This window comes from Corynebacterium sp. CCUG 61414 (assembly GCF_024453945.1).
Taxonomy (GTDB): Bacteria; Actinomycetota; Actinomycetes; order Mycobacteriales; family Mycobacteriaceae; genus Corynebacterium; species Corynebacterium pseudogenitalium.
Genome location: NZ_JAGPYU010000001.1, coordinates 297,061 through 321,733 on the forward strand (window position 1 = coordinate 297,061; position 24,673 = coordinate 321,733).

24 protein-coding genes are annotated in these 24,673 nt (G+C 55.5%); 20 read left to right on the forward strand and 4 right to left on the reverse strand.

The genetic code is table 11. From position 1 onward, the window contains the following. From KBX14_RS01420 to KBX14_RS01490, 15 genes are all read left to right on the forward strand, one after another. Positions 1-552 carry an HIT domain-containing protein gene (locus KBX14_RS01420; RefSeq protein ID WP_070362368.1) on the forward strand — a complete coding sequence of 184 codons (552 nt, stop codon included), beginning with the start codon at positions 1-3 and terminating at the stop codon, positions 550-552. A gap of 4 nt (positions 553-556) precedes the next feature. Continuing rightward, entirely contained in the window at positions 557-1,210 is a 654-nt protein-coding gene (gene pgsA, locus KBX14_RS01425; RefSeq protein ID WP_070362369.1) for a phosphatidylinositol phosphate synthase, read from the forward strand. 13 nt (positions 1,211-1,223) lie between these two features. After that, positions 1,224-2,126 carry a phosphatidylinositol mannoside acyltransferase gene (locus KBX14_RS01430; protein WP_256020376.1) on the forward strand — a complete coding sequence of 301 codons (903 nt, stop codon included), beginning with the start codon at positions 1,224-1,226 and terminating at the stop codon, positions 2,124-2,126. After that, complete coding sequence (locus KBX14_RS01435) at positions 2,123-3,220, forward strand: glycosyltransferase family 4 protein (RefSeq protein ID WP_256041713.1); 1,098 nt, start codon at positions 2,123-2,125, stop codon at positions 3,218-3,220. The genes KBX14_RS01430 and KBX14_RS01435 overlap by 4 nt, the downstream gene beginning before the upstream one ends. Then, the gene (locus KBX14_RS01440) at positions 3,217-3,669 is read left to right on the forward strand and encodes a hypothetical protein (protein ID WP_070976797.1); all 453 of its coding nucleotides are present in this window, start codon (positions 3,217-3,219) and stop codon (positions 3,667-3,669) included. The genes KBX14_RS01435 and KBX14_RS01440 overlap by 4 nt, the downstream gene beginning before the upstream one ends. 103 nt (positions 3,670-3,772) lie before the next feature. After that, positions 3,773-4,525, forward strand: a complete 753-nt coding sequence (locus KBX14_RS01445) for a YebC/PmpR family DNA-binding transcriptional regulator (RefSeq protein WP_070362373.1) — start codon at positions 3,773-3,775, stop codon at positions 4,523-4,525. A 106-nt stretch (positions 4,526-4,631) separates the two neighbouring features. Continuing rightward, positions 4,632-5,162, forward strand: coding sequence for a crossover junction endodeoxyribonuclease RuvC (ruvC, locus tag KBX14_RS01450; protein ID WP_070362374.1), 531 nt, complete (start codon positions 4,632-4,634; stop codon positions 5,160-5,162). Between the two features lie 3 nt (positions 5,163-5,165). Beyond that, positions 5,166-5,777: a Holliday junction branch migration protein RuvA gene (gene ruvA / locus KBX14_RS01455; RefSeq protein WP_256000234.1), complete on the forward strand. Its 612-nt coding sequence runs from the start codon at positions 5,166-5,168 to the stop codon at positions 5,775-5,777. Between the two features lie 9 nt (positions 5,778-5,786). Beyond that, on the forward strand, positions 5,787-6,866 hold the full coding sequence (gene ruvB, locus KBX14_RS01460) for a Holliday junction branch migration DNA helicase RuvB (protein WP_256020377.1): 1,080 nt from the start codon (positions 5,787-5,789) through the stop codon (positions 6,864-6,866). Positions 6,867-6,890: 24 nt separating this feature from the next. After that, positions 6,891-7,199, forward strand: coding sequence for a preprotein translocase subunit YajC (gene yajC / locus KBX14_RS01465; RefSeq protein WP_256020379.1), 309 nt, complete (start codon positions 6,891-6,893; stop codon positions 7,197-7,199). Between the two features lie 160 nt (positions 7,200-7,359). After that, entirely contained in the window at positions 7,360-9,186 is a 1,827-nt protein-coding gene (gene secD, locus KBX14_RS01470; RefSeq protein WP_083290770.1) for a protein translocase subunit SecD, read from the forward strand. Between the two features lie 2 nt (positions 9,187-9,188). Continuing rightward, positions 9,189-10,361 carry a protein translocase subunit SecF gene (gene secF / locus KBX14_RS01475; RefSeq protein WP_256041714.1) on the forward strand — a complete coding sequence of 391 codons (1,173 nt, stop codon included), beginning with the start codon at positions 9,189-9,191 and terminating at the stop codon, positions 10,359-10,361. An 11-nt stretch (positions 10,362-10,372) separates the two neighbouring features. Beyond that, entirely contained in the window at positions 10,373-11,962 is a 1,590-nt protein-coding gene (locus KBX14_RS01480) for an ABC transporter substrate-binding protein (RefSeq protein WP_256041715.1), read from the forward strand. A gap of 28 nt (positions 11,963-11,990) precedes the next feature. Then, the gene (locus KBX14_RS01485; protein ID WP_070363506.1) at positions 11,991-12,539 is read left to right on the forward strand and encodes an adenine phosphoribosyltransferase; all 549 of its coding nucleotides are present in this window, start codon (positions 11,991-11,993) and stop codon (positions 12,537-12,539) included. A 19-nt stretch (positions 12,540-12,558) separates the two neighbouring features. Continuing rightward, positions 12,559-14,838, forward strand: coding sequence for a bifunctional (p)ppGpp synthetase/guanosine-3',5'-bis(diphosphate) 3'-pyrophosphohydrolase (locus tag KBX14_RS01490; RefSeq protein WP_256041716.1), 2,280 nt, complete (start codon positions 12,559-12,561; stop codon positions 14,836-14,838). An 81-nt stretch (positions 14,839-14,919) separates the two neighbouring features. Here KBX14_RS01490 and KBX14_RS01495 read toward each other — a convergent pair whose 3' ends face one another. Together KBX14_RS01495 and KBX14_RS01500 are read right to left on the reverse strand one after the other, a co-directional pair. After that, entirely contained in the window at positions 14,920-15,252 is a 333-nt protein-coding gene (locus KBX14_RS01495) for a hypothetical protein (RefSeq protein ID WP_070976807.1), read from the reverse strand. A 124-nt stretch (positions 15,253-15,376) separates the two neighbouring features. After that, positions 15,377-16,309 carry a peptidylprolyl isomerase gene (locus KBX14_RS01500; protein ID WP_256041717.1) on the reverse strand — a complete coding sequence of 311 codons (933 nt, stop codon included), beginning with the start codon at positions 16,307-16,309 and terminating at the stop codon, positions 15,377-15,379. 120 nt (positions 16,310-16,429) lie between these two features. Between KBX14_RS01500 and tpx the strand changes: the two genes are divergently transcribed. From tpx to hisS, 3 genes are read left to right on the forward strand one after another with little or no spacing between them, the layout of a single operon-like run. Continuing rightward, complete coding sequence (gene tpx, locus KBX14_RS01505; protein ID WP_256041718.1) at positions 16,430-16,927, forward strand: thiol peroxidase; 498 nt, start codon at positions 16,430-16,432, stop codon at positions 16,925-16,927. 33 nt (positions 16,928-16,960) lie between these two features. After that, on the forward strand, positions 16,961-17,599 hold the full coding sequence (locus tag KBX14_RS01510; protein WP_256041719.1) for an MBL fold metallo-hydrolase: 639 nt from the start codon (positions 16,961-16,963) through the stop codon (positions 17,597-17,599). A gap of 43 nt (positions 17,600-17,642) precedes the next feature. Further along, entirely contained in the window at positions 17,643-18,932 is a 1,290-nt protein-coding gene (gene hisS / locus KBX14_RS01515) for a histidine--tRNA ligase (RefSeq protein WP_256041720.1), read from the forward strand. Positions 18,933-18,938: 6 nt separating this feature from the next. On the opposite strand, the gene KBX14_RS01520 is transcribed toward hisS, so the two are convergent. Beyond that, positions 18,939-20,333, reverse strand: a complete 1,395-nt coding sequence (locus tag KBX14_RS01520) for an L-serine ammonia-lyase (RefSeq protein WP_070976820.1) — start codon at positions 20,331-20,333, stop codon at positions 18,939-18,941. 28 nt (positions 20,334-20,361) lie between these two features. Continuing rightward, entirely contained in the window at positions 20,362-21,264 is a 903-nt protein-coding gene (locus tag KBX14_RS01525) for a neutral zinc metallopeptidase (RefSeq protein WP_256041766.1), read from the reverse strand. A gap of 114 nt (positions 21,265-21,378) precedes the next feature. On the opposite strand from KBX14_RS01525, the gene aspS reads away from it, so the two are divergent. Continuing rightward, positions 21,379-23,154: an aspartate--tRNA ligase gene (aspS, locus tag KBX14_RS01530; protein ID WP_070977190.1), complete on the forward strand. Its 1,776-nt coding sequence runs from the start codon at positions 21,379-21,381 to the stop codon at positions 23,152-23,154. A gap of 145 nt (positions 23,155-23,299) precedes the next feature. Further along, complete coding sequence (locus KBX14_RS01535; RefSeq protein WP_256041721.1) at positions 23,300-24,670, forward strand: replication-associated recombination protein A; 1,371 nt, start codon at positions 23,300-23,302, stop codon at positions 24,668-24,670. Positions 24,671-24,673: the final 3 nt, after the last annotated feature.

Sequence of the window (24,673 nt, forward strand, 5' to 3'; positions counted from 1 at the left end):
ATGTATGAGGACATTGGAGTTGGTACTCCAGACAGACTTCAGCGTCTTTGGGCGCCGTACCGTTCGAAGTACATCGCGTCAACGCCACGCGATGAGAAGGGGTCAAGTGATCCTTTCGTGCAGATTCCTTCGATGAGCGATGAAGAGGGGCTCATCGTGGCTCGAGGGGAGACCGTCTACGCGGTGCTGAACCTTTATCCGTATAACGCTGGGCATATTTTGGTCGTGCCGTACCGTAAGGTGGCGGAGATTGAAGCCCTGACTGCGGGGGAATCAGCCGAGCTTATGAGGTTCGTAACGCTCGCAGTGAAAACTCTCAAGGCGGTATCAGACCCCGAAGCGATAAACGTTGGCATGAATTTAGGCAGGGCCTCCGGAGGCTCTATCGGAGATCACCTACACGTGCATGTGGTTCCGAGGTGGGCAGGGGACTCAAATTTTATGACAGTCATCACTGGCACCAAGGTGCTTCCGCAGCTGCTGCGTGAAACGCGCCAACTATTAGCAGAGAGCTGGAAAGAAGTGGCGGCTCAACAGACTGGAGGGGAGTAGGCAGATGCTCAGTGTTCATGGACGAAAGCCTGCTGCTGTTGTCGTAGAACCGGTCGCCACTGCATTGCTTAAAGCTGGTCTTACACCGAATTGGACAACGCTTGGTGGAACAGCGCTCACTGTGTTGGTAGCCGTCGTGCTCATTCCAACTGACCATCTTGTTTTGGCAGCTATTCTGAGTGGTCTTTTCGCGGCTTTTGACATGGTGGATGGCACGATGGCCCGTCTCCGCGGGGGAGGGACTGCTTTCGGAGCTACGCTTGACGCAAGTTGTGACAGGATTACTGACGGAGCGCTCTTCGGTGCCATCGTGTTCTGGCTGGTGTACGTAGATCAAGCTTCTCCGGCGCATGTCGCAGTTTGCCTTGCGGTACTAGTACTCTCCCAGGTGATTAGTTACGTTAAGGCGCGCGCGGAGGCCGGGGGTATCAAGATTGTCGGCGGGCTGGTTGAGCGGCCTGAGCGTCTTCTCATCGCGCTTGTCGCGCTGGGGTTGGAAGGCTTCGGTGTGCCGTACGCCATTGAATGCGGGCTTTGGCTGCTGTTTTTCGGCTCGATATATACGGTTGCGCAGCGACTCGTTATTGCAGCGAAGGATCCTGCATCAAAGCGGCAGATTGCCGCGCCAGCAGGAGCTAAAACGTTTGGGTCGCGCTAGGACCGAAGCGCGCATGCAAACGTTCAAGGATGAGTGCGTATATCGCAGCTACTGGATGGGGTGGAAGCTGCTATCAATGCTGCCTTACAGTATCGCCTACTGTCTGATGATGTTCGTTGCCGACATTTACTCTCGCAATGGGAGGTTACCGGAGCAACTTCGTAAGAATCTCTCGCGTGTGGTTGGACCTGAGAACGTCACGCGTTCGCTTGTGAAGAACTCGATGCGGTCATACATGCGGTATTGGCTCGAGGTCTTTTGCCTGCAGAAAGTAATCTCGAACGAACGGTTTCACAAGCAATTCTCTGCATCGATACAAGGAATTGAGCATCTGGAGTATGCGATTCAACAAGGCAAGGGTGTAGTGCTCGCATTACCGCACTCGGGGAACTGGGATCTTGCGGGTGCATGGCTTGCTCACCGATACGGGAGCTTTTCGACGGTCGCGGAGCGGGTAGAGCCCGAAGAGCTCTACGATGCGTTTTTGGAATTTCGACGTGGGTTAGGAATCCAGGTGATTCCTTCGCGTGGTGCGTCGAGACCTCCAATGCAACTCCTCGAGGAAGCTCTGTACAAACAAGGGATTGTCTGTTTGTTGGCAGATCGTGATCTCGGTGGGCACGGGGTGCCGGTAGCATTTTTTGGAGAGCAGACGACAATGCCCGCCGGTCCGGCAGTATTAGCGGAGAAGACTGGTGCGACACTGCTCGCAGTACACAATGCATTTGAGAGTTCAGGCAGCATGGATGGGTGGGTGACTAGCGTATCGCCGCCGATTGTTGCAGATTCCGTAGAAGGTAAAGTGGAAAAGCTTGCGGGCTGGTTTGAGCGCGGAATCAAAAAGCACCCACAAGACTGGCATGTGCTTCAGCCGTTTTGGATCGCAGACCGGAAGAAAAAGGTAGCGAAGGGATGAAAATTGGTATCGTGTGCCCGTATTCTTTCGACGAACCAGGTGGGGTTCAAGCGCACATCCTTGACTTAGCTGAATCACTTTTGCGCCAAGGGCATGAAGTGAAAGTGCTCGGGCCTGCGCGTGATGACACGCCTCTTCCCGAGTTTGTAAAGAAAGGCGGGCGTTCGTTACCTATTCCGTATAACGGCTCTGTCGCGCGCCTGGCGTTCGGCCCTAAAGTTTTTACGACTACTCGCGAATTCCTGTGTGATGGCGAATTTGATGTATTGCACATCCATGAGCCCAATTCTCCTAGCTATTCGCTCGCAGCGCTTATGTTGGCTTCGGGACCGATCGTCGCTACATACCACACGTCTACAACTGGGTCTCGCATTTTGCAGCTTGCACTGCCGTTTTTGCGGAAATATTTGGAAAAGATCCGCGGGGGTATCGCAGTAAGCGAGCTTGCTCGGAGGTGGCAGGTTGAACAGATCGGAGCCGATCCGATCGTTATCCCTAATGGAGTGGACACTCGGAAGTTCGTAGCCGCCCGGAAGCTAGCGCCGTTGAGCTCCGTCGGGCCTGTTCGAATCGCATTCTTGGGGCGTATCGACGAGCCAAGAAAGGGGCTAACGCTGCTTCTCGAAGCGTTCGATCACCTTGAAGGACGAGTCGAACTCACGGTGATCGGAAGCGGGGAGCCTCGGCAGATTCCAGGAGTGAACTTCGTCGGTCGCGTAAGCGAGGAGGAAAAGGCGAGATTGCTGGGGGCGTCGGATATGTTTGTCGCTCCGAACACTGGGGGCGAATCGTTTGGCATCATTCTCGTGGAAGCGATGGCTGCGGGCTGCGCCGTTGTGGCCAGTGATCTAGAGGCCTTTTCGCTGGTATGTGATGCAGAATCATCTGACCCTGCCGGGATTCTTTTTCCTGTAGGTGATGTTGCCGAGTTGACAAAGGCGTTACAGGCTTTGATTGACGACGCTGCTTTGCGCCTGGAGATGGGCAGAAGAGGGCAACTGCGAGCCGCGCAGTATGACTGGTCGACAGTGACTGCTCAGATTATGGCTGTATACGAAGCAGTAAGTGTTGGTGAGAAGGTGACACTCGCATGACAACTATTGCCCTAGTGGTGTTCGCAGCGGTAATCACGTTGCTGTTTGCCTGGGCATATTTCACTGCGCAACGGCTACACCGCCTCCATATCCGTCTCGACCGTTCACGCGACGCACTTCAAGCTGCGCTCGACCAACGCTGTGCTGTCATTGCCGCACTGTATCCGGAAATGCGCGAGGAGTGCCGGATCATCGAATCATTGCGTTTGACTCCAGTTGACGTAGAGGAACGACTTCAGTCCGAACAAGAAATGCGGAAACACATCGAGAGACAAGGGACGATGCTTCCCGCTGATATTGACGCTGCAGATACTCGTGTGGCAATTGCACTGCGGTTTTATAACGACGCTGTCAGGGATGTTCGTTCGCTACGGCTACGGCCCGCCGTAAGGCTTCTTCGATTGGGTGGGACCGCAGCCCTGCCAGCCTTCGCTTCGCTTTCCCTTTAGCGGCTGAACCTTGCTCGCGGTTCTGCAGCTCAACCTGTTCGGGCGTATAGTAGGTTGACGTTCAATTACCAATAGTCAACCGTTTTAAGCGAAGGGATACCGGATGTCTGGCCACTCAAAGTGGGCTACTACTAAACATAAGAAGGCCGCGAACGACGCAAAGCGTTCCAAGCTCTGGGCGAAACTGATCAAAGATATCGAGGTTGCAGCTCGCACTGGTGGCGGCGATCCAGCAGGAAACCCGACGCTTGATGACATGATCAAGAAGGCTAAGAAGGCGTCGGTCCCGAACGACAACATCGAACGTGCGCGTAAGCGTGGATCGGGCGAGGAAGCCGGCGGCTCTGACTGGGAGTCGGTGATGTACGAGGGGTACGGCCCGAACGGTGTCGCTCTGTTGATCGAGTGCCTGACGGATAACCGTAATCGAGCAGCGACTGAAGTTCGTACGGCAATGACCAGGAACGGTGGCAATCTTGGTGAAACCGGTTCTGTGGGCTACATGTTCAATCGCGTCGGTGTCGTCACGGTGGCGAAAGGGGAGCTCACCGAGGACGATGTGTTGATGGCGGTACTTGACGCTGGTGCAGAAGAAGTTAACGATCTTGGCGAAGAGTTTGAAGTTACCTGTCAGCCGACCGACCTTGCCGCAGTCCGCGAGGCGTTAGTGGAGGCCGGTATCGAGGTTGAGGGCTCTGAGCAGGACTTCCGTGCTGACGTGGAAGTTGAACTGGATGCATCTGCAGCTGAAAAGAATCTGAAGCTGATTGATGCCCTCGAAGACTCTGATGATGTACAGAATGTGTACTCGAACATGTCTATTCCTGACGAGATCGCAGCCGAGCTCGACTTGTAAGGCGTAGTCTGTTTTTCAACCACCATTCGTTGCAGCGAGTGGTGGTTCTTTTTCAGACTATGGTAGAACATATGTGCCAGTGCAATATTCGGCGGAAGGAAGCGCGGTGAACCTCCAAGGTCTGAGGGTAATGGGCATAGATCCTGGTTTGACCCGATGCGGCCTTTCGGTAGTTCAAGCGGGGAGAGGACGTCAGGTCATACCGATTGCCGTCGGTGTAGCGCGCACTCCTTCCGATGTGGAACTATCGGAGCGTTTATTGCGGATCTCGAAGTCGGTAAGCGACTGGATGGATGAGTATAAGCCCGACGTGGTTGCGATGGAGCGAATTTTCGAACGCAGTAACGTATCTACCGTGATGCATACTGCCCACGCCGTCGGGGTAATGGTCCTCGCCGCTGCAGAGCGCGATATACCAGTGCACATGTATACGCCCTCAGAGGTAAAAAAGTCAGTTTCTGGTAATGGGCGCGCTGATAAGAAACAGATGACTACGATGATTACACGTATTCTTGGTCTGAGCGAGCCACCAAAGCCAGCAGATGCTGCAGACGCGTTGGCCATCGCTGTTTGCCATTGCTGGCGAGCCCCGTTGCTTGCCCGAGCTTCCGCTATTGAAAAACTGAGAAAGAACTAGTTCATGATTGATTCCCTCCACGGTGACGTCCTTTCGATTGGCCTCGATCATGCTGTTATCGGCTGCGGGGGCGTTGGCTATCGCTTCTTGGCGACGCCACCAACGCTCAGTCGCCTAACTCGTGGTGAGCATGCGGATGTAGTCACCAGTCTGGTGGTCCGCGATGACGGTATGACCTTGTTTGGGTTCGCGGATGAGGACTCGCGGACTATGTTTCACAAGCTTCAAACCGTGAGTGGGCTAGGGCCAAAGCTCGCGATGGCAGCACTGGCAGTCTTTGGGCCTGGGGAACTGGCCGAATTGATTTCGAGTGGTGACGCGAAGAAGATTCAAACGATTCCTGGCGTCGGTAAGAAGATGGCAGAACGAATCGTGTTGGAGCTGAAAGATAAGGTTGTCGGCTTGTTTGAAACGGGCAGCGAAGCGAGCCACGGTGCAACGGCTCCGGCTGCTTCAGACTCAGGCATCAGTGAGCAGATTGTAGAAGCACTGGTTGGGCTTGGATTTACCGAGCGTAGTGCACGGACTGTCGTCGAACCTCTCGTTGCGGAACAACCGGATACTGATCCATCGAATCTGTTGCGCGAAGCGCTGAAGACGCTATCGAAAAAGTAGGTGGGGTTCATGTCAGACGTTGAAAAAACCGTATTCCAGTTGCCGGATGATCTTTCACGTCCCGATGGGGCTCCCGTCAGTGTCAATGCGCATAGTGATGAACACGATATTGAGAGGTCTCTCCGTCCGAAGTCGCTTGATGAGTTCATTGGACAGCCGAAAGTGCGTGAGCAGCTCAGTCTTGTACTCGCGGGTGCTAGTCAACGCAGCGTCACACCGGACCACATCTTGCTTTCCGGTCCGCCAGGGCTAGGAAAGACAACGATGGCGATGATCATCGCGCAGGAACTCGGAACTTCCTTGCGGATGACCTCTGGGCCTGCGCTTGAACGTGCTGGTGACCTCGCTGCGATGCTTTCGAATCTTATGGAAGGCGATGTCCTCTTTATCGATGAGATTCACCGTATTGCACGGCCTGCGGAGGAAATGCTGTATATGGCAATGGAGGACTTCCGTATTGACGTCATTGTTGGAAAGGGGCCCGGGGCGACGTCAATTCCACTTGAGATTCCACCGTTCACCCTGGTCGGTGCAACGACTCGCGCTGGTATGCTCACTGGTCCGTTGCGGGATCGTTTCGGTTTTACGGCACAGATGGAGTTTTACGAGGTTACTGACTTGAGGCACGTGGTCGAACGTGCTGCGAAGATCTTGCAAGTTGAGATCGACAAGGACGCAGCAGTCGAAATCGCTTCACGTGCACGGGGAACTCCGCGTATTGCGAATAGATTGCTGCGACGTGTTCGTGATTGGGCAGATGTGCATGGCAGCGGACGAATCGATATTCAGGCGGCGCGTGCTGCGCTGGAGGTGTTTGACGTTGACGACCTCGGGCTTGATCGGCTCGACAGAGCGGTCCTGAATTCGCTCATTCGTGGCCACGGTGGGGGACCTGTTGGCGTCAATACACTGGCAATTGCTGTAGGGGAGGAACCGTCTACAGTCGAAGAAGTATGCGAGCCTTACCTGGTGAGAGCAGGATTGATGGCACGTACTGGTCGTGGCCGCGTTGCTACGGTGGCTGCCTGGCAGCACCTTGGCATTGATCCGCCACCGGATGCTCCAGGACAGGCACTCGTTTCAACATAATTGGGAGTATGTCAATATAGAGCTATGGAAATCATCCTTATTTTGCTCGTCCTATTGGTGTTCATGCTTCCGTCAATCTTGATGATGCGAAGCCAGAAGAAGCGTCAGCAACAGGTGCAGGAGATGCAGTCCTCTATTCAGCCCGGTGACCATGTTGTGACGGTTTCTGGCCTTCATGGAGACGTTGTGGACGCAGATAACGCAACGCTTCGAATTGAAATTGCCCCTGGTGTTGTCGTCAAGATGGAGACCGCCGGAATTATGAAACGAGAGGCAGTCGAGACCGCGGTTCAGGAACCTGCAGCAGACGATTCGGAACAACGTCCGGAATAGTCCATCTCAGAGTTACGGCAAATGCTGTCTAGCTGTCTTTACCGATATGACAGTTGATGACGTACGATAAATCGATGTGCACCACACCCCGCTTTACCCAAAGTTTCGGGCAAAGCGGGGTGTGGCAGTGAAATAACGTAGAAATAGAGGAGTTAGCTCGGTGTCCAAGAACACTCAGCGTTCCGGCGAGTTGAGATCAAAGCGGAAGTGGCCTGCGCGCGCGCTGGCGCTTTTTGCGCTCATCGTCATTGGCGTGTACTCATTAGTATTTTTCACGGGCGATAAGTCCGCAACCCCGAAGCTTGGTATCGACCTGCAGGGCGGTACTCGCGTGACCCTCGTTCCGCAGGGGGACGAGCCAACTCGCGAACAGCTCGACGAAGCGCGAAACATTCTTGAGAAGCGTGTGAACGGCATGGGTGTTTCCGGCGCGACTGTCGTCGTTGACGGCAATACCCTAGTGATCACTGCCGCGGGCGACGACACATCGGAAGTACGTAATATTGGGCAGACCTCGCAGCTGCTGTTCCGTCCGGTTATGCAACCGCCTGCACCTTCCGCAGATTCGATTGGTGAGGTCTTCGCAAAAACCGCGAACGATTGGATCCGGTATGGGGTTTTGACCGCGGATCAAGCCAAGGCGATTGGCGATCAGGTGAAGAAGCAGGTTGCCGAACAGGGACAAACCGTTGAGATTCCTGCTATTGATGCGAAACCGTTGCCTGAGCCGAATGGCCCTGTGGAGTCCTCGGAGCGCAGGGCTGACCAAGCTGAGATGCTCAAGGCTACTCGTCAGTCTGAAGACCCTACCCAGCAATTCGTTGCTATGTCGATGCTGAGCGCGTTGTGTGCCGTGCAACCTACTGATCCATTGGCCGGGACCGATGACGAAGCAGCACCACTTGTAGCCTGTGACCCTTCATCTGGCCAGGTACTGCTCCTCGGCGAGGTGCCATTGCTCGCAGGCGTTACTGATACGGACGGCCCGCGTCTCACCGGTGAACAGATCGACACTGGTCGCTCGATCACTGGTGGATTCAACCCGCAGTCGAGCCAGATGGAGATCAACTTCGCTTTCAGCCAGGCCGGCGAGTTTAATGGCTCGTCTACCTGGGCGCAGCTGACGAGTGAGATGATCGGGCAGCAGATCGCGATCACACTGGACTCACAAATTATCTCCGCACCTGTCATTCAGGGCGCAACCCCAGTCGGTTCCGCAACCTCTATTACAGGCAACTTCACTCAGGAGGAAGCTGAGAGCCTCGCAAACAACCTGCGTTACGGTGCGCTGCCGCTTTCTTTCGCGGGTGAGAATGGCGAACCTGGTGGTACAGCGATGACAGTGCCGCCGTCACTAGGTCTGGCATCCTTGCAGGCTGGCTTCTATGCAGGCATTGTCGGTCTGATTTTGGTCGCAATTTTCGTGTTCTTCTACTACCGGCTCTATGGTCTTATTTCCCTGGCTACGCTTTTCTTTGCGGGTCTTCTCGTTTACGGCTCGCTAGTTCTGCTGGGGCGCTGGATCGGCTACTCGCTGGACCTCTCCGGCGTCGCCGGTTTGATCATTGGTATTGGTACTACTGCGGACTCCTTCGTCGTCATCTACGAACGCATCAAGGACGAAGTTCGTAAGGGCAAGACTTTCCGCTCTGCATCTGCCTCCGGCTGGGATCGAGCGAAAGATACAATTATTACCGGTAACATGGTGACCCTGATCGGCGCGGTCATTATTTACTTCCTTGCGGTTGGCGATGTGAAGGGCTTCGCATTCACGATGGGCCTTACGACCGTATTTGACCTGCTAGTGACGTTCTTGGTCACTGCTCCGCTCATGGTGTTCGCTTCCCGGTCCCGCTTCTGGTCGAAGCCAGCTGTCAACGGTATGACCAAAGTGTTTGCTGCAGCGCAGCATGACAAGGACGTGAGCGAGGAAGCTCATCAAGGCGTGGCTGCAGAAGCCGCGTCGGAAAGTATTGAGGTGAAGTAGCAATGTCGTCATCGCAAATTGAAACCGTTGCTTCCGTCGTACCAACAGTCAAGGAGCCTGGCCGTTGGGAGCGTCTGTACACCGGCGATGCAGCGATCGATTTCGTCGGTCGCCGTAAGCTCTGGTACGGGATCACCATGGCACTGGTAGTTATCTCGCTGCTTGCGATGCTGGTCCGTGGATTCAACCTTGGTATCGACTTCGAAGGCGGTACCAAACTCTCGATGCCGGCCGACGATCTCGTTGCCGAAGAAGTCGAGGAGACATTTGTCGACGCGACTGGCGTCACTCCTGAACTGACTCAGATTATTGGTGCCGGTGATGCCCGGACACTTGAGATTAATGCTGAGCATCTGAGCCAGGAACAAATCGACCAAGCGCGGCAGGCGATCTTTGAGAAGCATCACACCAAGAATGCTGAAGGGGAAGTGTCTGCCGACGCAATTGGTGATTCGACTGTTTCCGAATCGTGGGGTGACACAATCACGAAACGGATGTTGATGGCGATGCTGGTCTTCCTCGTCGCTGCAGCCGTGTACGTGGCTGTCCGCCTGCAACGAGAGATGGCCATCGCGGCGATGGGTGCTTTGATCATTGACGGCATATTGATCGTAGGGTTCTATGCACTCTTCGGGCTGGAAATTACCCCAGCCATGATTATCGGTCTGCTTACCGTTTTGACGTTCTCCATTTATGACACCGTGATCGTCTTCGACAAGGTGAAGGAGAACACTAGTGGTGTATTGGACTCGCGTCGTTCGACCTATGCTGAAGAAGCGAACCTGGCAGTGAATCAAACGGTCATGCGCTCGATTTCAACTTCCGTCATTTCTGCACTCCCGATCGTCGCGCTGATGATTGTGGCTGTTTGGATGCTCGGTGTGGGTACACTCCGGGATCTCGCCTTGATCCAGCTGATCGGCGTCATCGAAGGTATCTTCTCCTCGCTATTCCTCGCGACTCCGCTGCTGGTAACGCTTATGGAGCGCAAGCGCGCTTACAAGGAACACAACGTTGAAGTAGAGAAATACCGCGCCGGTGAGATCGTCGACCACGACGATGAAGCCACTGTAAAGCCAAAGCGCACCGTTGATACACCGGTTCGTAGTGCTGTGGAAGGCAGCGATGGAGACGAATCGCCGGCAATGAGCACTTGGCGGCCGTCGACACGCTAGGTAAACCAAGTATGAGTAGCGTATTTTCACGCGCCGTTGCTGCGTGTTCTGTCGTGTTTTTAGCAACGGCGTGTTCCGACGGTGGTGCAGCGTCGAACTCTAATAGCGAAGAGTTTGGCTATCAGGTACAAGCACCACTGGTCACAGTGAACGCGGGTAGCGCTGAGGGGCACTCGACGTTGGCGCAAGAACTATCTGGTCGTTTGTACCCCGGAGTTTACGTTCCGGGCCCCAACGGACAAATGATCCCCAATACCGACTTGGTAGAGACGCAAGTGCTGCCCGGCGACAGGCGTCAGGTGATTTACACCATCTCCGATGCGGCAGTGTTCTCCGACAATACCCCAGTAACGTGTAATGACTACCTGTTGACGTTCACAGCTGGGAAGCTACCAGAGCTCTTCGATTCTTGGATGCCTCTTTTCGACGACGCTGATACATTGGCATGTCAACCCGGATCAAAAACTTTCACTCTCACAATGAAGGAGAACCGTGGCGCCCGTTGGCGCGATCTTTTTGAACCCGGAACAGTTTTGCCGTCACACGCAGTTGCAGCGCGTGTCGGAATGTCGGCGGAAGAGCTCGTCGATGCGCTTACTGCACGTGACCCAATGAGCCTTCGAAGCATCGCAGATATTTGGCGTTACGGTTTTGATCTGAAGCAGTACGATCCTGAACTTCAAGTATCGTTCGGACCGTACAAGATTGAGAGTGTTGGCAAAGAAGGCGAAGTAGTCCTCGTCGCTAATGATTCCTATTACGGTGATGCTCCAGCGCTGCAGAAGATCGTGGTCTGGCCAGGGAATGCAGATTCCGGTGAACTAGTTGCCTCCGGCGGATTGAAAATCGGCAACCTCGAAGAACCCGCACCAGACTGGTACGACGTAAACGCAGAGAGAGAACCAGTTGATGTGACGAGCGTTGTGGGGGAACTCACTGACGCGTTGGTCATGGCCAAGTCAGGCCCCTGGGCAGAACCAGAACGGCGCAGAGCGCTTGCTCACTGTGTGAATCCGTCTGAAGTCGCACAAACTTCCTCGAAGATGTCGGGCCTAGAGGTTGCAGCTGCTCCAGTACAAGTAGTTGCGCACAGTGACCCGCTGGCGTCGAAAATTGAAAGTGTCGGTGAGACGGCAACTGAGTATGACGTCGAAAAGGCACGTGCTGCAAGTGGCAGTATTTTGCGGATCTCGACGCCGATGCGGTCGGCACGGATCTCCGCAATGATTCAGACGATCCGAGCACAGTGCGAACCGGCGGGTATTGAAGTTCTCGACCAGTCGGAGAATCTGGCGACGTTGGCCGAGTTGCCGGGCTATGCCATGGACGAACAAGGCCAGATCGTAGAGAAAGAGGGCACCGTCGATGCGCTTTTGATGCCAATCGATTCTCAAGTTGAGTACCCAGCTGCGAACAATCGGGTGCAGGAACTCGACGCATTGCGGAGTCAAGAGAATTGGCTTTGGCGGGAGATTCCGATTCTGCCACTTTCAGCACAGCCTCGCTCGTTCGCGATTGATCAGCGAGTTGAAAACGTTGTTATGTACACAGGCTTGTCGGGAATTGGCTGGAATATGGATCGATGGTCCGTTGATGAGTAAAGAAATGAAGCTATCCAAGGAGAAACCCATGGGCGATTCGAAGGACACGTTTGAAAGCGCAAAGGAAGCGCTTCGAGAAAGGATCCGTAAAGTACCAGATTTTCCCGAAAAGGGCGTGTTGTTTGAAGACCTCACACCGGTGCTTGCAGATGCACATGCCTTGCGGGTTGTTATCAAAGAAATGGCGCGTGTATCTGAGAATCTTGGAGCAGACCTTGTTGGCGGCCTGGATGCCCGTGGTTTTCTCCTGGGCTCAGCTGTTGCATACGAGATGGGCGTAGGCATCCTCGCCATCCGTAAGAAGGGGAAGCTCCCTCCGCCGGTGATTACACAGGAATACAAAACCGAGTACAGCACTGCAGCTTTGGAAATCCCGGCGTCGGGAATTGACCTCGACGGTAAGAAGGTTGTTCTCGTTGACGATGTACTTGCTACAGGCGGAACTCTTTCCGCAGCAACCGATTTAATCCAACGCGCAGGTGGTAGCGTTGTTGGATACGTAGTAATGCTCGAGGTACAAGGACTGGACGGTAGAAGCCGCTTAGGAGATGTTCCCGTGGTAGTGCTCGACCAATAGGAGAGTTTGGAGGCGGACTGTGACTCAAGAGAAAGCACCGAAGAGGAATACACCCTCGATGCGAAGTGTGTCCGCAATACTTGCTCGTTCGCTCACTGGCGGTGCGCGGGTCCGTAGCAATCCGGTCCTGGACCCGCTGTTATCGATTCATCGACGGCACCATCCGAAGTGCGACGTCGCATTATTGAATCGTGCCTATGAGACGGCTGAGCAGCTTCACGATGGCGTGTTCCGGAAATCAGGCGACCCATATATTACGCACCCGCTTGCCGTAGCCACGATCTGTGGTGAAATTGGTATGGACACCACAACGTTGGTGGCAGCACTGTTGCATGACACCGTTGAGGACACTGACTACACCCTGGATGAACTTACGGCCGACTTCGGGCCTGAGGTGGCACGAATCGTCGATGGCGTAACGAAGTTAGACAAGGTTGCGCTTGGGGCGTCGGCAGAGGCAGAAACGATCCGGAAAATGATCGTTGCCATGGCGGAGGATCCCCGGGTACTTGTGATTAAGGTTGCGGATAGGCTCCACAACATGCGCACGATGCGCTTTCTTCCTCCTGAGAAGCAAGCGAAGAAGGCGCGCGAAACCCTTGATGTGATTGCACCGCTTGCACACCGCCTCGGGATGGCGACAGTGAAATGGGAGCTTGAAGATCTCGCGTTCGCGATCCTCTACCCGAAGAAATACGAAGAGATCGTGAGGTTAGTTGCTGACCGAGCGCCCTCGCGGGACAGAGCTCTTGCAGAGATTATTCGTGAGTTGCAAACCGAACTGAAGAAAAACGGTATCGACGCAGAGGTGATGGGGAGGCCGAAGCACTATTGGTCCATCTACCAAAAAATGGTTGTTCGAGGCCACGAGTTCGACGAAATCTTCGACCTCGTTGGCGTTCGCGTGCTCGTCGATAATCTCCACGACTGTTACGCAGCGGTCGGCGTCGTTCATGCTATGTATTCTGCAATGCCAGGCCGATTTAAGGACTATATTTCGAATCCGCGATTCGGTGTGTATCAGTCGCTGCACACGACGGTGATGACGAACAGTGGGCGAGCCCTCGAAGTACAGGTACGTACGCACGAGATGCACTACAACGCCGAGTTCGGTGTTGCAGCTCACTGGCGGTACAAAGAGACGAAAGGATCGCATAAGGGAGATCAGGCTGAAGTAGATCAGATGGCGTGGATGCGCCAACTGCTTGACTGGCAAAAGGAAGCTTCAGACCCAAATGAGTTTCTTGATTCACTGCGCTACGACCTGACAAGCAAGCATATTTTCGTCTTCACGCCACACGGCGATGTTATCAATCTTCCTGCCGGTTCGACTCCTGTGGACTTTGCCTACGCTGTGCACACTGAGGTAGGCCACCGATGTGTGGGGGCAAAAATTAATGGCAAACTGGTTGCTCTGGAGTCACAGCTGCAAAATGGTGACCGCGTCGAGATTTTTACCTCGAAGGACCCAAATGCCGGGCCTTCTCGTGACTGGCAAGACTTTATTGTTTCACCGCGTGCGAAAACAAAGGTGCGTCAGTGGTTCGCGAAAGAACGGCGCGAGGAACACCTCGAAGTCGGACGCGATGCGCTGGCAGCGGAAGTACAGCGGAGCGGACTTCCACTTCACCGGCTATTTACGCCTGAGTCAATGCGCGATATTGCACGCAGGCTGCGTTACTCCGATGTAGATGCCCTGTACACGGCTATCGGCGCTGGGAATGTTTCGTCCCGGCATGTTGCAAAAATGCTGGTCGACCAGTTTGGTGACGTTGAAGACGCCGCAGATCTTCTGGCGGATCGGACGCCCCATTCAAAGATCATCCGACCAGAACCCTCGGGCGATGGCCCTGTAGTCTTGGTGCAGGGCAGCCCGGATGTAATGGCCAAATTTGCCAACTGCTGCCAGCCGGTTCCTGGCGACGATATCTTCGGGTTCGTTACCCGTGGTGGAGGGGTTTCGGTGCACCGCACAGATTGCACCAACGCGAACAAGCTCAGGCAAGAACCAGAGCGGTTGATCGAGGTTTCGTGGTCCGGCGCTGGCGGCTCTGCGGGTACCTCTATCGTGACCGTTCAGGTGGAGGCTCTTGACCGGCACGGTCTCCTCGCGGAACTCACGGGGGTAATGTCTGAACAAAAATTGGCGATTCTATCGCTTTCCTCACAAGCGAAGGAAGACCGTATTGCCACGATTCGGTTCAGCTTCCAGGTTTCGGATACGAAGCAGCTCGCTTCTGTGATGAATCTGATCCGGAATGTTGAAGGGGTATTCGACGTCTACCGCGTCGGTGTATAGAAAAAGTGGGGTAACCCGGTCACGGGTTACCCCACTTGGGTGCGCTAGTGGGAGATGCCAGTGTGGCACCTAGCCAGCGGTCTACTTGCGCAGGTACTTGTCCAGGAATGCGAACAGGGTACCGAGCGCACCGATGACGGCGGTGAACACTGCGATCCAGTCACGGATTTCAGATGGGGACATGTCCTTGACGGAGGAGCCCTCGTCGCTCGACTGATCCTTAGGAGCCTGCTTCGTGGTGGACTTCTTGGAGGTGGTGTTCTTCACCGTCGGGGCCTTCTCAGTCTTGGTGTTCGAAGCTGGCTTGGCCGTGGTGGTTGGGGTGGTGCTTTCTGCAGCCTCAGCAGCAGCAACGCCAGAAGTTGCGACAGCTACAGCAGTGGCTGCTGCAAGAATACTTTTACGGAAGTTCATGAATTTTCCAATCTGACGGGATTGACAAATGTACGAGTGCAAACTCTAGTTGGCTATCAGACGTTTTGCAAGACTTTGAATAGACTGAAAACTGCTCCTGTGCAGCTGAGAGGCAACTGTGTAGTTACTTTACGGTTGCCGATTTGATGCGTACCTCTTCGGCTGGTGCGCCGTCTTGGCCGCCGCCTTCGACGCCCTTTTCAGCAATCTTGTCAAGGGTGTTCAAACCTTCTTCAGAGATTTGACCGAAGTAGGTGTACAGCGGAGGCAGCACTGAATGACCGTAGTTCAGGAAGAACTGGGATCCGTTGGTATCCAATCCAGCGTTCGCCATGGCGATGGTGCCGCGTGCGTACTTTTGCGGGTTCTGCTGGAGCTCCATTTGTTTCATCTGCTCTGCTTCTTCTGGAGATACGCCTTCCGGGGCGGGCGTGTCCGAGAGAGCCTTGAGCGCTTCGTCAGTCGGGAACTCATTTGCGAACTGGAAGCCAGGACCACCGCTGCCTACGCCGGTCGGGTCACCGCACTGCAGTACTTTAAGGCCGTCGCCATCGGTGAGCCGGTGACAGACGGTATCGTTGAAGTAGCCAGCAGAGGCGAGGTGTTCGATCGCATTCACCGTGCACGGCGAGACAGAGCGGTCGAGCTCCATACCAATCGGCCCTGCACTGGTGTCGAGCTCGACGTTGACGGTCCCTGTCGTAGAGACGTTGTCGGTCTTCGGCAGGTCTGCTTTCTTGTCACCCTGTGCTGTATCGGGGGTGTATTCACACGAGACTGAGGCGGGGAGTGCTTCGGCACGCTTCGTCGCGATTGCCTCGTAGTTGTTGGCGTCGAATTCGCTTGGGGCGGTGGTTTCTTCAGCCGAGCTTTGTGCTTCGCTGGTGCTGTCGCCGTCCTGGTTCGCCAGGAAGTAGATGCCGCCGCCTAGCGCCACGATTACAACTGCGGAAAGCGCCGCGATCGACCAGGGCTTTGAGTTCTGCTTTCGATCGCGTGAATTCAATTCACGCTCCAGATGTTTAAGGGCTTCTTGACCGCGCTCTTTATTGCTCACCGTAGTACCTCTATTCTGACTAGTTGACTGGGAAATATTAGCAGGTGTAACTGTACCCGTCGTATTTTGCTGTGTTTTGTGCGACTGCTTGCTACCGATAGTTCATGTAGGGTCGTGGGCATGGCAAAGGTATTTTTTCAAGGTAATGAATCGCAAACATCTGGATCTCTTCCGAAGGTAGGCGACACCCTTCCTGACGCCGTGCTAGTCGCAGGCGATCTTTCGGAAAAGAAGTTGACCGATTACGAGGGGAAGCGCCTGGTACTGAACGTTTTCCCATCGCTAGACACTGACGTGTGCGCAAAGTCTGTGCGGGCGTTTAATGAGCTTGCGGGATCTGCAGAAAACACTGCAGTGCTTTGTATCTCGAAGGACTTGCCGTTTGCTCAGCAGCGTTTCTGCGCGGCAGAGGGCATCGAGAATGTAGAGGCCCTCTCTGCATTCCGCTCTGATTTCGGCACGGCGTTCGGCCTCACGCTTGACGGAACGCCACTCAAGGGATTGCTTGCACGCGCGGTCATCGTGACTGACGCCGATCATCGCGTGGTGCACGTCGAGCTGGTCGAGGAGATCACCAACGAGCCCAACTACTCGACTGCCGAGGCTGCCCTTTCCTAGTCGGAGAGGTTTAGGTAGACAGCGAGGTAGGCATTGCGAATCTTAGGTTTTACGTCGGGACCGTTTCAGACGAACTGCTACGTCATCATCGATGATTCTGCGAAGCTAGCCTGCCTCGTCGATGCCGGCATGGGAACGCATCAGGTCGTTTCTGCGTTTCTCAAGGAAGAGGGGCTGCAACTTGTGGCCATCTTTCTTACCCACGGCCATATTGACCATACGAGAGATGTTGCGAGGTACCAGGTTCCCGTATTTATCCACGCAGCGGACGCGTTCATGCTTGATCATGGACGCGGCCTTCCTACCTCAACACTCGAGCTTTTCGACGCCGCTTCGATGGAGACCGCATCGGACCTCCGCACGTTTGACGCAGATGGGCCACTTGAAATCGCCAGTTTTAGGGCTGATGTAACTCATACTCCAGGCCATTCTCCCGGCAGTGTCCTCTATCAGATGGGCGACGTCATGTTTTCAGGCGACGTGCTGTTCGCGGGGTCCGTCGGCCGGACTGACCTGCCACACTCCGATCCAGAGGCAATGAAAACCTCTTTGTGTGGACCGGTTTGGGCGATTCCTGACGAGACAACGTTGTTGCCTGGACACGGACCCGGTACAACCATGGCGCACGAACGAACCACGAACCCGTTTCTCCTTGAGGCTCGTAATCAGTAGCCATGGCTGCGGTAGCGACTGAGAACAGCTAGACTCAGTCCCCGTGAGTGATACGAAGAAACCCCAAAAAGAAAATTTCAAGGCACTGAGCGCTCCAAAGGGAGTGCAGGAGTACGTGCCCCCGGCGTCGTCGAAGTTCCTTTATGTCCGCGATGAGTTCGTGCGACAGGCGCATGTTGCGGGTTTCCAACACATCGAGCTTCCGGTTTTCGAAGACACAACTCTTTTCGCCCGTGGTGTCGGTGAATCTACCGATGTTGTGTCGAAGGAAATGTACACGTTTGCCGACCGTGGCGGGCGTTCTGTGACCTTGCGTCCAGAGGGGACTGCAGGCGTCATGCGTGCAGTGATCCAACACAACCTTGACAGGGGTTATCTGCCGGTGAAACTGAACTACGCCGGTCCGTTTTTCAGATACGAGCGTCCGCAAGCTGGCAGGTACCGCCAGCTGCAGCAAGTTGGTGTCGAGGCAATTGGCGTCGACGACCCCTTGCTTGATGCGGAGATTATCGCACTTGCAGATCGTTGCTACCGGAGCGTTGGGTTGAAAGGCTTTCGCCTCGAGCTGACAAGCCTTGGCGATCACACCTGCAGGCCCGCATACCGGGAAAAGCTCCAAGCTTTCCTCAAGAAGCTCCCGTTAGACGAGGAGACGCAGCACCGCGTGGAAATCAATCCGCTTCGTGTTCTGGACGACAAGCGTCCGGAAGTGCAGGAGCTTCTAGCCGATGCACCGTTGATGCTGGACCACCTCTCAGATGCGTCTCGCGAGCACTTCGAGACTGTTACCGGGACGCTGAAGGATATGGGGGTTCCGTTTGTGATTAACCCGCGGATGGTGCGAGGCCTTGACTACTACACAAAGACTACTTTCGAGTTTGTGCACGATGGTCTTGGGGCTCAGTCGGGTATCGGCGGTGGTGGACGTTACGATGGCTTGATGGCGCAGATCGGTGGCCAAGATCTGTCAGGCATCGGATTCGGGCTTGGCGTTGATAGGACAGTGCTCGCGCTGGAGGCTGAGGAGGTGGCGCTCCCGAATATGGATCGTCGCGTTGAGGTGTTCGGCGTAGCAATCGGTGAGGAGGCTCGCCGCAAGATGAGCTCGCTTATCGACGAGCTCCGTGCCGCAGGAATTTCAGCGGACATGGCGTACGGTGGTCGCGGTTTGAAAGGCGCAATGAAAGGCGCTGACCGGGCGGGTGCGCGCTTTGCTCTCGTGCTCGGGGACCAGGAGCTGGCGAACGGGGAAGTGGCGGTCAAGAATCTCGAGAGCCACGAACAAGTTGCCGTTCCGCTTCAGGCTACGGCCATTATTCAGGCAGTGAGCTAGCCTGATTTAGCACTCTGTGATGTTGACCGGGAGGCCAAGCTGTACAGCGAGGCCTCCCATTGACGTCTCTTTGTACTTGCTCATCATGTCGTGGCCTGTCGCTGCCATCGTTTCTACTACATCATCGAGCGTGACTTTATTGGTTCCATCACCAAGCTTGGCTAGGCGGGCCGCGTTGATTGATTTCACCGCTCCGATGGCATTTCGTTCTATGCAAGGAATCTGCACAAGGCCAGCCACTGGATCACATGTGAGTCCGAGGTTGTGCTCGAGGCCAATCTCAGCAGCGTTCTCTATCTGCTGCGGAGTGCCGCCCAGAATTGCGCACATACCGGCTGCGGCCATGGACGATGCGGACCCTACCTCGCCCTGACACCCGACTTCGGCACCGGAAATGGAAGCGTTCGTCTTAATGATGGCGCCGATCGCTCCAGCGGTCAGCAGGAACTGATGCGCAGCATCCCTGTCGAAGTCGTCGGTAAAATCCCGGCAGTAGTGCATGACAGCCGGGATAATCCCCGCCGCACCATTCGTCGGGGCGGTCACGATGCGCCCGTGCGCGGCGTTTTCCTCATTGACAGCGAGAGCGTACAAGTTGACCCATTCCATCGCGTCAAGGCCGCGAGATGCGGAGGCCTCGTATTCGGCCGTCAATAAGCGATGTAGCCGAGGAGCGCGGCGACGAACTGATAGTCCACCTGGAAGCTCGCCTTCCGTTTTTAGGCCGTGGGCGACGCACTCTTGCATGGTGTCCCAGACCGCGTCGAGGTGAGCATCCAGGACGTCCTTGCCGTGTATCGCTTCTTCGTTCGCACGCATGAGTTCTGCGATAGATAGCTGATGAGTTTCGCACTGGCGCATTAGGGACGCACCATCGGAAAATGGGTAGGGGACGTTAACCGCATCGCGTACGGTGGCGACGCCCGCCTGGTCGCGGTTTGCTTCCATCTGCGTGCGGTCGAGGATAAAACCACCGCCAACGGAGTAGTACTCTTTACGGGAAGCGATGCGCACGCCCTCGGTGTTCCACGCATCGAAAATCAGGCAGTTTGGGTGCTTAGCGACGGGCACCGGGTTCATCGCGACTTCATAGTCGAGTTCACGCTCTGGACCTTGGATGTGCCCTCGTTCTGGAATGAGCTCACCAGGAAGCGGCCGGGTGTCCGCAGAAGTAGTAAGTGGGGTATAACCGACAAGTCCCAGTAGCACAGCTCGGTCGGTTCCGTGGCCCACACCCGTTGCCGCCAAGGAGCCTCGCAGCTCAACCTTGACTGCGGCGGGCGCTTCACTCAAATCCTCGATAAATGCAAGCGCGGCACGCATAGGGCCCACCGTATGAGAAGACGATGGGCCGATTCCGATGCTGAACAAATCAACGACGCTGACTGCATTGTGTGACATGCGCGCGATGTTACATCACCAGAAAGATTTAGCTGTTGTAGACGCCACGGTTGAGAGTGTCGCAGGCGGACATTTTGCCGGTCCTGTACCCGGACATAAACGCAGTCTTTCGCTGCTCAGAAGAACCATGTGTCCAGGTATCAGGGTTGACGTCGCCGCCCGAGCGGCGTTGGATGTTGTCGTCCCCGATAGCCTGTGCGGTCTCAATTGCAGCGAGGACGTCGTCTTCAGTTAGCGGCTCAAGCAACGCGTTGTCACCCTTGTCCGCGTAATGTGCCCAGATACCCGCGTAGCAGTCGGCCTGCATTTCGATGGCTACGGCAGCAGAATGCTCACCAGGATCGTTATAGTTGCTGAGACCGAGGGTGCCCTCAATCTGCTGCACGTGGTGTCCAAACTCGTGAGCCGTCACATACATTTGCGTGAACGGGGCGTCGTTCCCGCCGAGTGCATTGAGCTGCTCAAAAAACGTGGTGTCAAAGTACGCTGTTTGGTCGGCGGGGCAATAGAAAGGACCAGTAGCTGAGGAAGCGTAGCCGCAGCCAGTCTGCGTCGCGTCCCGGAACAAGGTGAGGCCTGGTTCGGTGTAGTCAAGGCCAGCTTGCTCTGGCAAAAGAGTTTTCCAAACACTGTTGACGGATACGCCGGCTGCCTCGACCCGGCAGTCGTCGTATTTGTTAGCAGCGTTGTCCTCGTTGCAATGCTCCAAGGAGTAGCTCGAATCCGGCTCTGTGCCGGATGGAGATTGCTCGATGAGATCAGCCGGATTTCCGCCCAGTGCAATAAAGAGAACTATGAGTACAAGTCCACCAATACCGCCGCCTGCGGCGATTGGGACGCCACGCCGCCCACCTGAACCAGTCTTTGCGTAGCCACTTCCGCGCTGATAGTTGCTGTTAAACGTCATGGGACAAGCATGCCATAGACGCAGGCGTTTATGGGGAATTGGTACGGTCTTCGGACCCGTCCCTTCGCATGCGAGACAAAGGGGGTACACTTTCAACAGTTAATGTTGTACCTCACGTGGAAGGACGTGGAACAGACTGTGCTGCGCACTCATCTCGCGGGCGAGCTCCGCAAAGACCTTGAAGGACAAACCGTCACGCTGGCAGGTTGGGTAGGCCGTAGGCGCGACCACGGTGGCGTTATTTTTATCGACTTGCGTGACCGCTCTGGCTACGCGCAGGTGGTTTTTAGGGATTCGGAAGTCGCTGAAGCTGCGCACGATTTGCGTAGCGAGTACTGCATTCAGGTAACTGGTGTTGTTGAACCACGCCCAGAGGGCTCGGCTAACCCGAACCTTGCGTCGGGTGAGATCGAGGTCAACGTTTCTGAGCTGAAGGTGCTCAACAAGGCTGCTGCGTTGCCGTTCCAGATTGAGGACGCCTCCTCGAACGAGGTAGGCGAAGAGACTCGCTTGAAGTACCGCTACCTTGACCTTCGTCGTGAGCGACAGGCCGCAGCACTTCGCCTCCGCGCAGCGGCGAATCGCGCAGCACGTAAGGTGTTGGACGCGAATGATTTCACGGAAATTGAAACGCCAACGTTGACCCGTTCTACCCCTGAAGGTGCGCGTGATTTCCTGGTGCCGGCCCGTTTGCGCCCTGGTACCTGGTACGCATTGCCGCAGTCGCCACAGCTGTTCAAACAGCTTTTGATGGTCAGTGGCATGGAACGCTACTACCAGATCGCGCGCTGCTACCGCGACGAAGACTTCCGTGCGGACCGTCAGCCGGAGTTCACACAGCTCGATATCGAGGCGAGCTTTATCGACCAGGACGACATCATCGCTCTCGCGGAGCAGATCGTTGTTGAGTTGTGGAAGCTGATCGGCTACGAGGTCTCTACTCCGATCCCGCGCATGACATACAAAGACGCGATGGAGAAGTACGGCTCGGACAAGCCGGACCTTCGTTTCGATATTCAGCTGGTGGACTGCACTGAGTTTTTCAAGGACACGACCTTCCGCGTCTTCCAGAATGACTACGTCGGTGCCGTTGTCATGGATGGTGGCGCTTCGCAGCCCCGCCGTCAGCTTGATGCCTGGCAGGATTGGGCAAAGCAGCGTGGCGCGAAGGGCCTGGCGTACATCTTGGTGCAGGAGGACGGCGAGCTCGGTGGTCCTGTTGCGAAGAACATCACCGAGGAAGAGAAGGCCGGCATTGCAGCACACGTTGGTGCGAAGCCTGGCGACTGCATCTTCTTCGCAGCAGGTGACGCGAAGAGTGCACGTGCATTGCTCGGCGCAGCGCGAGGGGAAATCGCTCGCAAGCTTGGCCTGATTAAGGAAGGCGATTGGGCGTTTACTTGGGTGGTTGATGCTCCTATGTTCGAGCCGTCCGCTGACGCGACAGCCTCCGGAGACGTTGCGCTTGGCCACTCGAAGTGGACCGCTGTGCACCACGCGTTTACCTCGCCGAAGCCAGAATTCAAGGCAGACTTCGAGAAGAACCCAGGCGAAGCTCTGGCATACGCATACGACATTGTCTGCAACGGCAACGAAATCGGTGGCGGATCCATTCGTATTCACGAGAGAGACGTCCAGCAGCGTGTCTTCGAAGTCATGGGCATCACCGAGGAAGAAGCCAAGGAGAAGTTTGGCTTCCTGCTTGAGGCATTTGCTTACGGTGCGCCACCGCACGGCGGCATCGCATTCGGCTGGGACCGCATTGTGTCCTTGCTTGGCGGGTTTGACTCCATTCGTGACGTCATTGCCTTCCCGAAGTCCGGCGGCGGCGTAGACCCACTGACGGATGCGCCTGCGCCTATTCCAGACGAGCAGCGTAAAGAGACTGGCGTTGATTTTAAGCCGAAGAAGTAGCGTCGACATTGCGCACGGATGAGCCGGCGCAATGAAACAAACGCGTGCCGGAGCGTCGGCAACCGTGTAGGTTGTTGGGGCTCCGGCTTTTCTCACAGGTGGTCGGCCTGCCGGGACTGAGCGGTAGTTTTTGAGGAGAGTAAACATGTCGCAGGGTGATCTATTCGGTAACTCCTTACCGACTAGTGGCCAGCAGACTGCCAATGATGGTGGCGCACAACGTGGCTCAGACTTTTTTGCAGCAGGTCACGGTGCACCACTCGCTGCCCGAATGCGCCCTCAGAGTTTGGATGAAGTTGCTGGGCAGCAGCATCTTCTTTCCGAGGGCAAACCTCTACGTCGACTTGTAGAAGGATCGGGTGCAGCCTCAGTGATACTTTACGGTCCACCTGGTACTGGTAAAACAACCATCGCTTCGTTGATCGCTAAAACAATGGGGCAAAACTTCGTTGGTCTTTCTGCACTGTCTTCAGGGGTGAAGGAGATCCGCGCGGTCATCGATGCAGCGCGTAGAGATTTGATCTCGGGTGAGAGTACGGTCCTGTTTATTGACGAGGTTCATCGGTTTTCTAAGACTCAACAGGATGCGCTGTTAGCTGCCGTCGAGAATCGCACGGTGTTGCTTGTAGCGGCTACGACAGAGAATCCGTCGTTTAGCGTGGTAGCCCCGCTGCTTTCACGCTCGTTGCTTCTGAAACTTGAATCCTTGTCGGCTGAAGACCTCGGCGTGGTGATTGATCGAGCGATACAAGACGAACGTGGGCTCGCGGGTTCCGTGAAGCTTGCCGACGATGCGCGAGCACAACTCATAGCCTTGGCGGGTGGAGATGCACGCCGCAGTTTGACGTACTTGGAGGCAGCTGCAGCATCAGTCGAACCGGGGGAGACAATCACTCTTGATGTCGTGAGGGAAAGCGTGAACCGTGCGGTGGTGCGTTACGACCGGGACGGCGACCAGCACTACGACGTAGTTTCCGCATTCATCAAGTCGATTCGAGGCTCAGATGTCGACGCAGCGTTGCACTATTTGGCACGGATGATTGAAGCTGGTGAGGATCCTCGCTTTATAGCGCGCAGGCTGGTCATTCATGCTTCGGAGGACATTGGTATGGCCGATCCATCAGCGTTGCAAACTGCAGTTGCCGCAGCGCAGGCGGTACAGCTGATCGGGATGCCTGAGGGTCGACTGACACTTGCACAAGCGACGATTCATTTGGCTACCGCGCCAAAATCGCCAGCAGTGATTCAGGCGATTACGCGCGCCCAGGAGGACGTGCGCGCGGGAAAGATCGGCCCGGTTCCAGCGCATTTACGGGACGGGCATTATGAGGGCGCGAAAGCGATGGGCAATGCAGTCGGTTATGTCTACCCGCATGATGACCCGAAGGGGGTAGTACAACAACAGTACATTCCCGACGGCTTAGAGGATGCGGTCTACTACACACCAACGGACCACGGTGACGAGCGAAGAATTTCCGGGTTCTTGGGTAGGCTGCGTAGGTTAGTACGTGGTTGAGGG

Bases quoted from the DNA above. Each gene is read 5' to 3' on its own strand.
- KBX14_RS01420 (WP_070362368.1), top strand. From the start codon at position 1: ATGTATGAGGACATTGGAGTTGGTACTCCAGACAGACTTCAGCGTCTT.
- pgsA (WP_070362369.1), top strand. From the start codon at position 557: ATGCTCAGTGTTCATGGACGAAAGCCTGCTGCTGTTGTCGTAGAACCG.
- KBX14_RS01430 (WP_256020376.1), top strand. From the start codon at position 1,224: ATGCAAACGTTCAAGGATGAGTGCGTATATCGCAGCTACTGGATGGGG.
- KBX14_RS01435 (WP_256041713.1), top strand. From the start codon at position 2,123: ATGAAAATTGGTATCGTGTGCCCGTATTCTTTCGACGAACCAGGTGGG.
- KBX14_RS01440 (WP_070976797.1), top strand. From the start codon at position 3,217: ATGACAACTATTGCCCTAGTGGTGTTCGCAGCGGTAATCACGTTGCTG.
- KBX14_RS01445 (WP_070362373.1), top strand. From the start codon at position 3,773: ATGTCTGGCCACTCAAAGTGGGCTACTACTAAACATAAGAAGGCCGCG.
- ruvA (WP_256000234.1), top strand. From the start codon at position 5,166: ATGATTGATTCCCTCCACGGTGACGTCCTTTCGATTGGCCTCGATCAT.
- ruvB (WP_256020377.1), top strand. From the start codon at position 5,787: ATGTCAGACGTTGAAAAAACCGTATTCCAGTTGCCGGATGATCTTTCA.
- yajC (WP_256020379.1), top strand. From the start codon at position 6,891: ATGGAAATCATCCTTATTTTGCTCGTCCTATTGGTGTTCATGCTTCCG.
- secF (WP_256041714.1), top strand. From the start codon at position 9,189: ATGTCGTCATCGCAAATTGAAACCGTTGCTTCCGTCGTACCAACAGTC.
- KBX14_RS01480 (WP_256041715.1), top strand. From the start codon at position 10,373: ATGAGTAGCGTATTTTCACGCGCCGTTGCTGCGTGTTCTGTCGTGTTT.
- KBX14_RS01485 (WP_070363506.1), top strand. From the start codon at position 11,991: ATGGGCGATTCGAAGGACACGTTTGAAAGCGCAAAGGAAGCGCTTCGA.
- KBX14_RS01495 (WP_070976807.1), bottom strand. From the start codon at position 15,252: ATGAACTTCCGTAAAAGTATTCTTGCAGCAGCCACTGCTGTAGCTGTC.
- tpx (WP_256041718.1), top strand. From the start codon at position 16,430: ATGGCAAAGGTATTTTTTCAAGGTAATGAATCGCAAACATCTGGATCT.
- KBX14_RS01520 (WP_070976820.1), bottom strand. From the start codon at position 20,333: ATGTCACACAATGCAGTCAGCGTCGTTGATTTGTTCAGCATCGGAATC.
- KBX14_RS01535 (WP_256041721.1), top strand. From the start codon at position 23,300: ATGTCGCAGGGTGATCTATTCGGTAACTCCTTACCGACTAGTGGCCAG.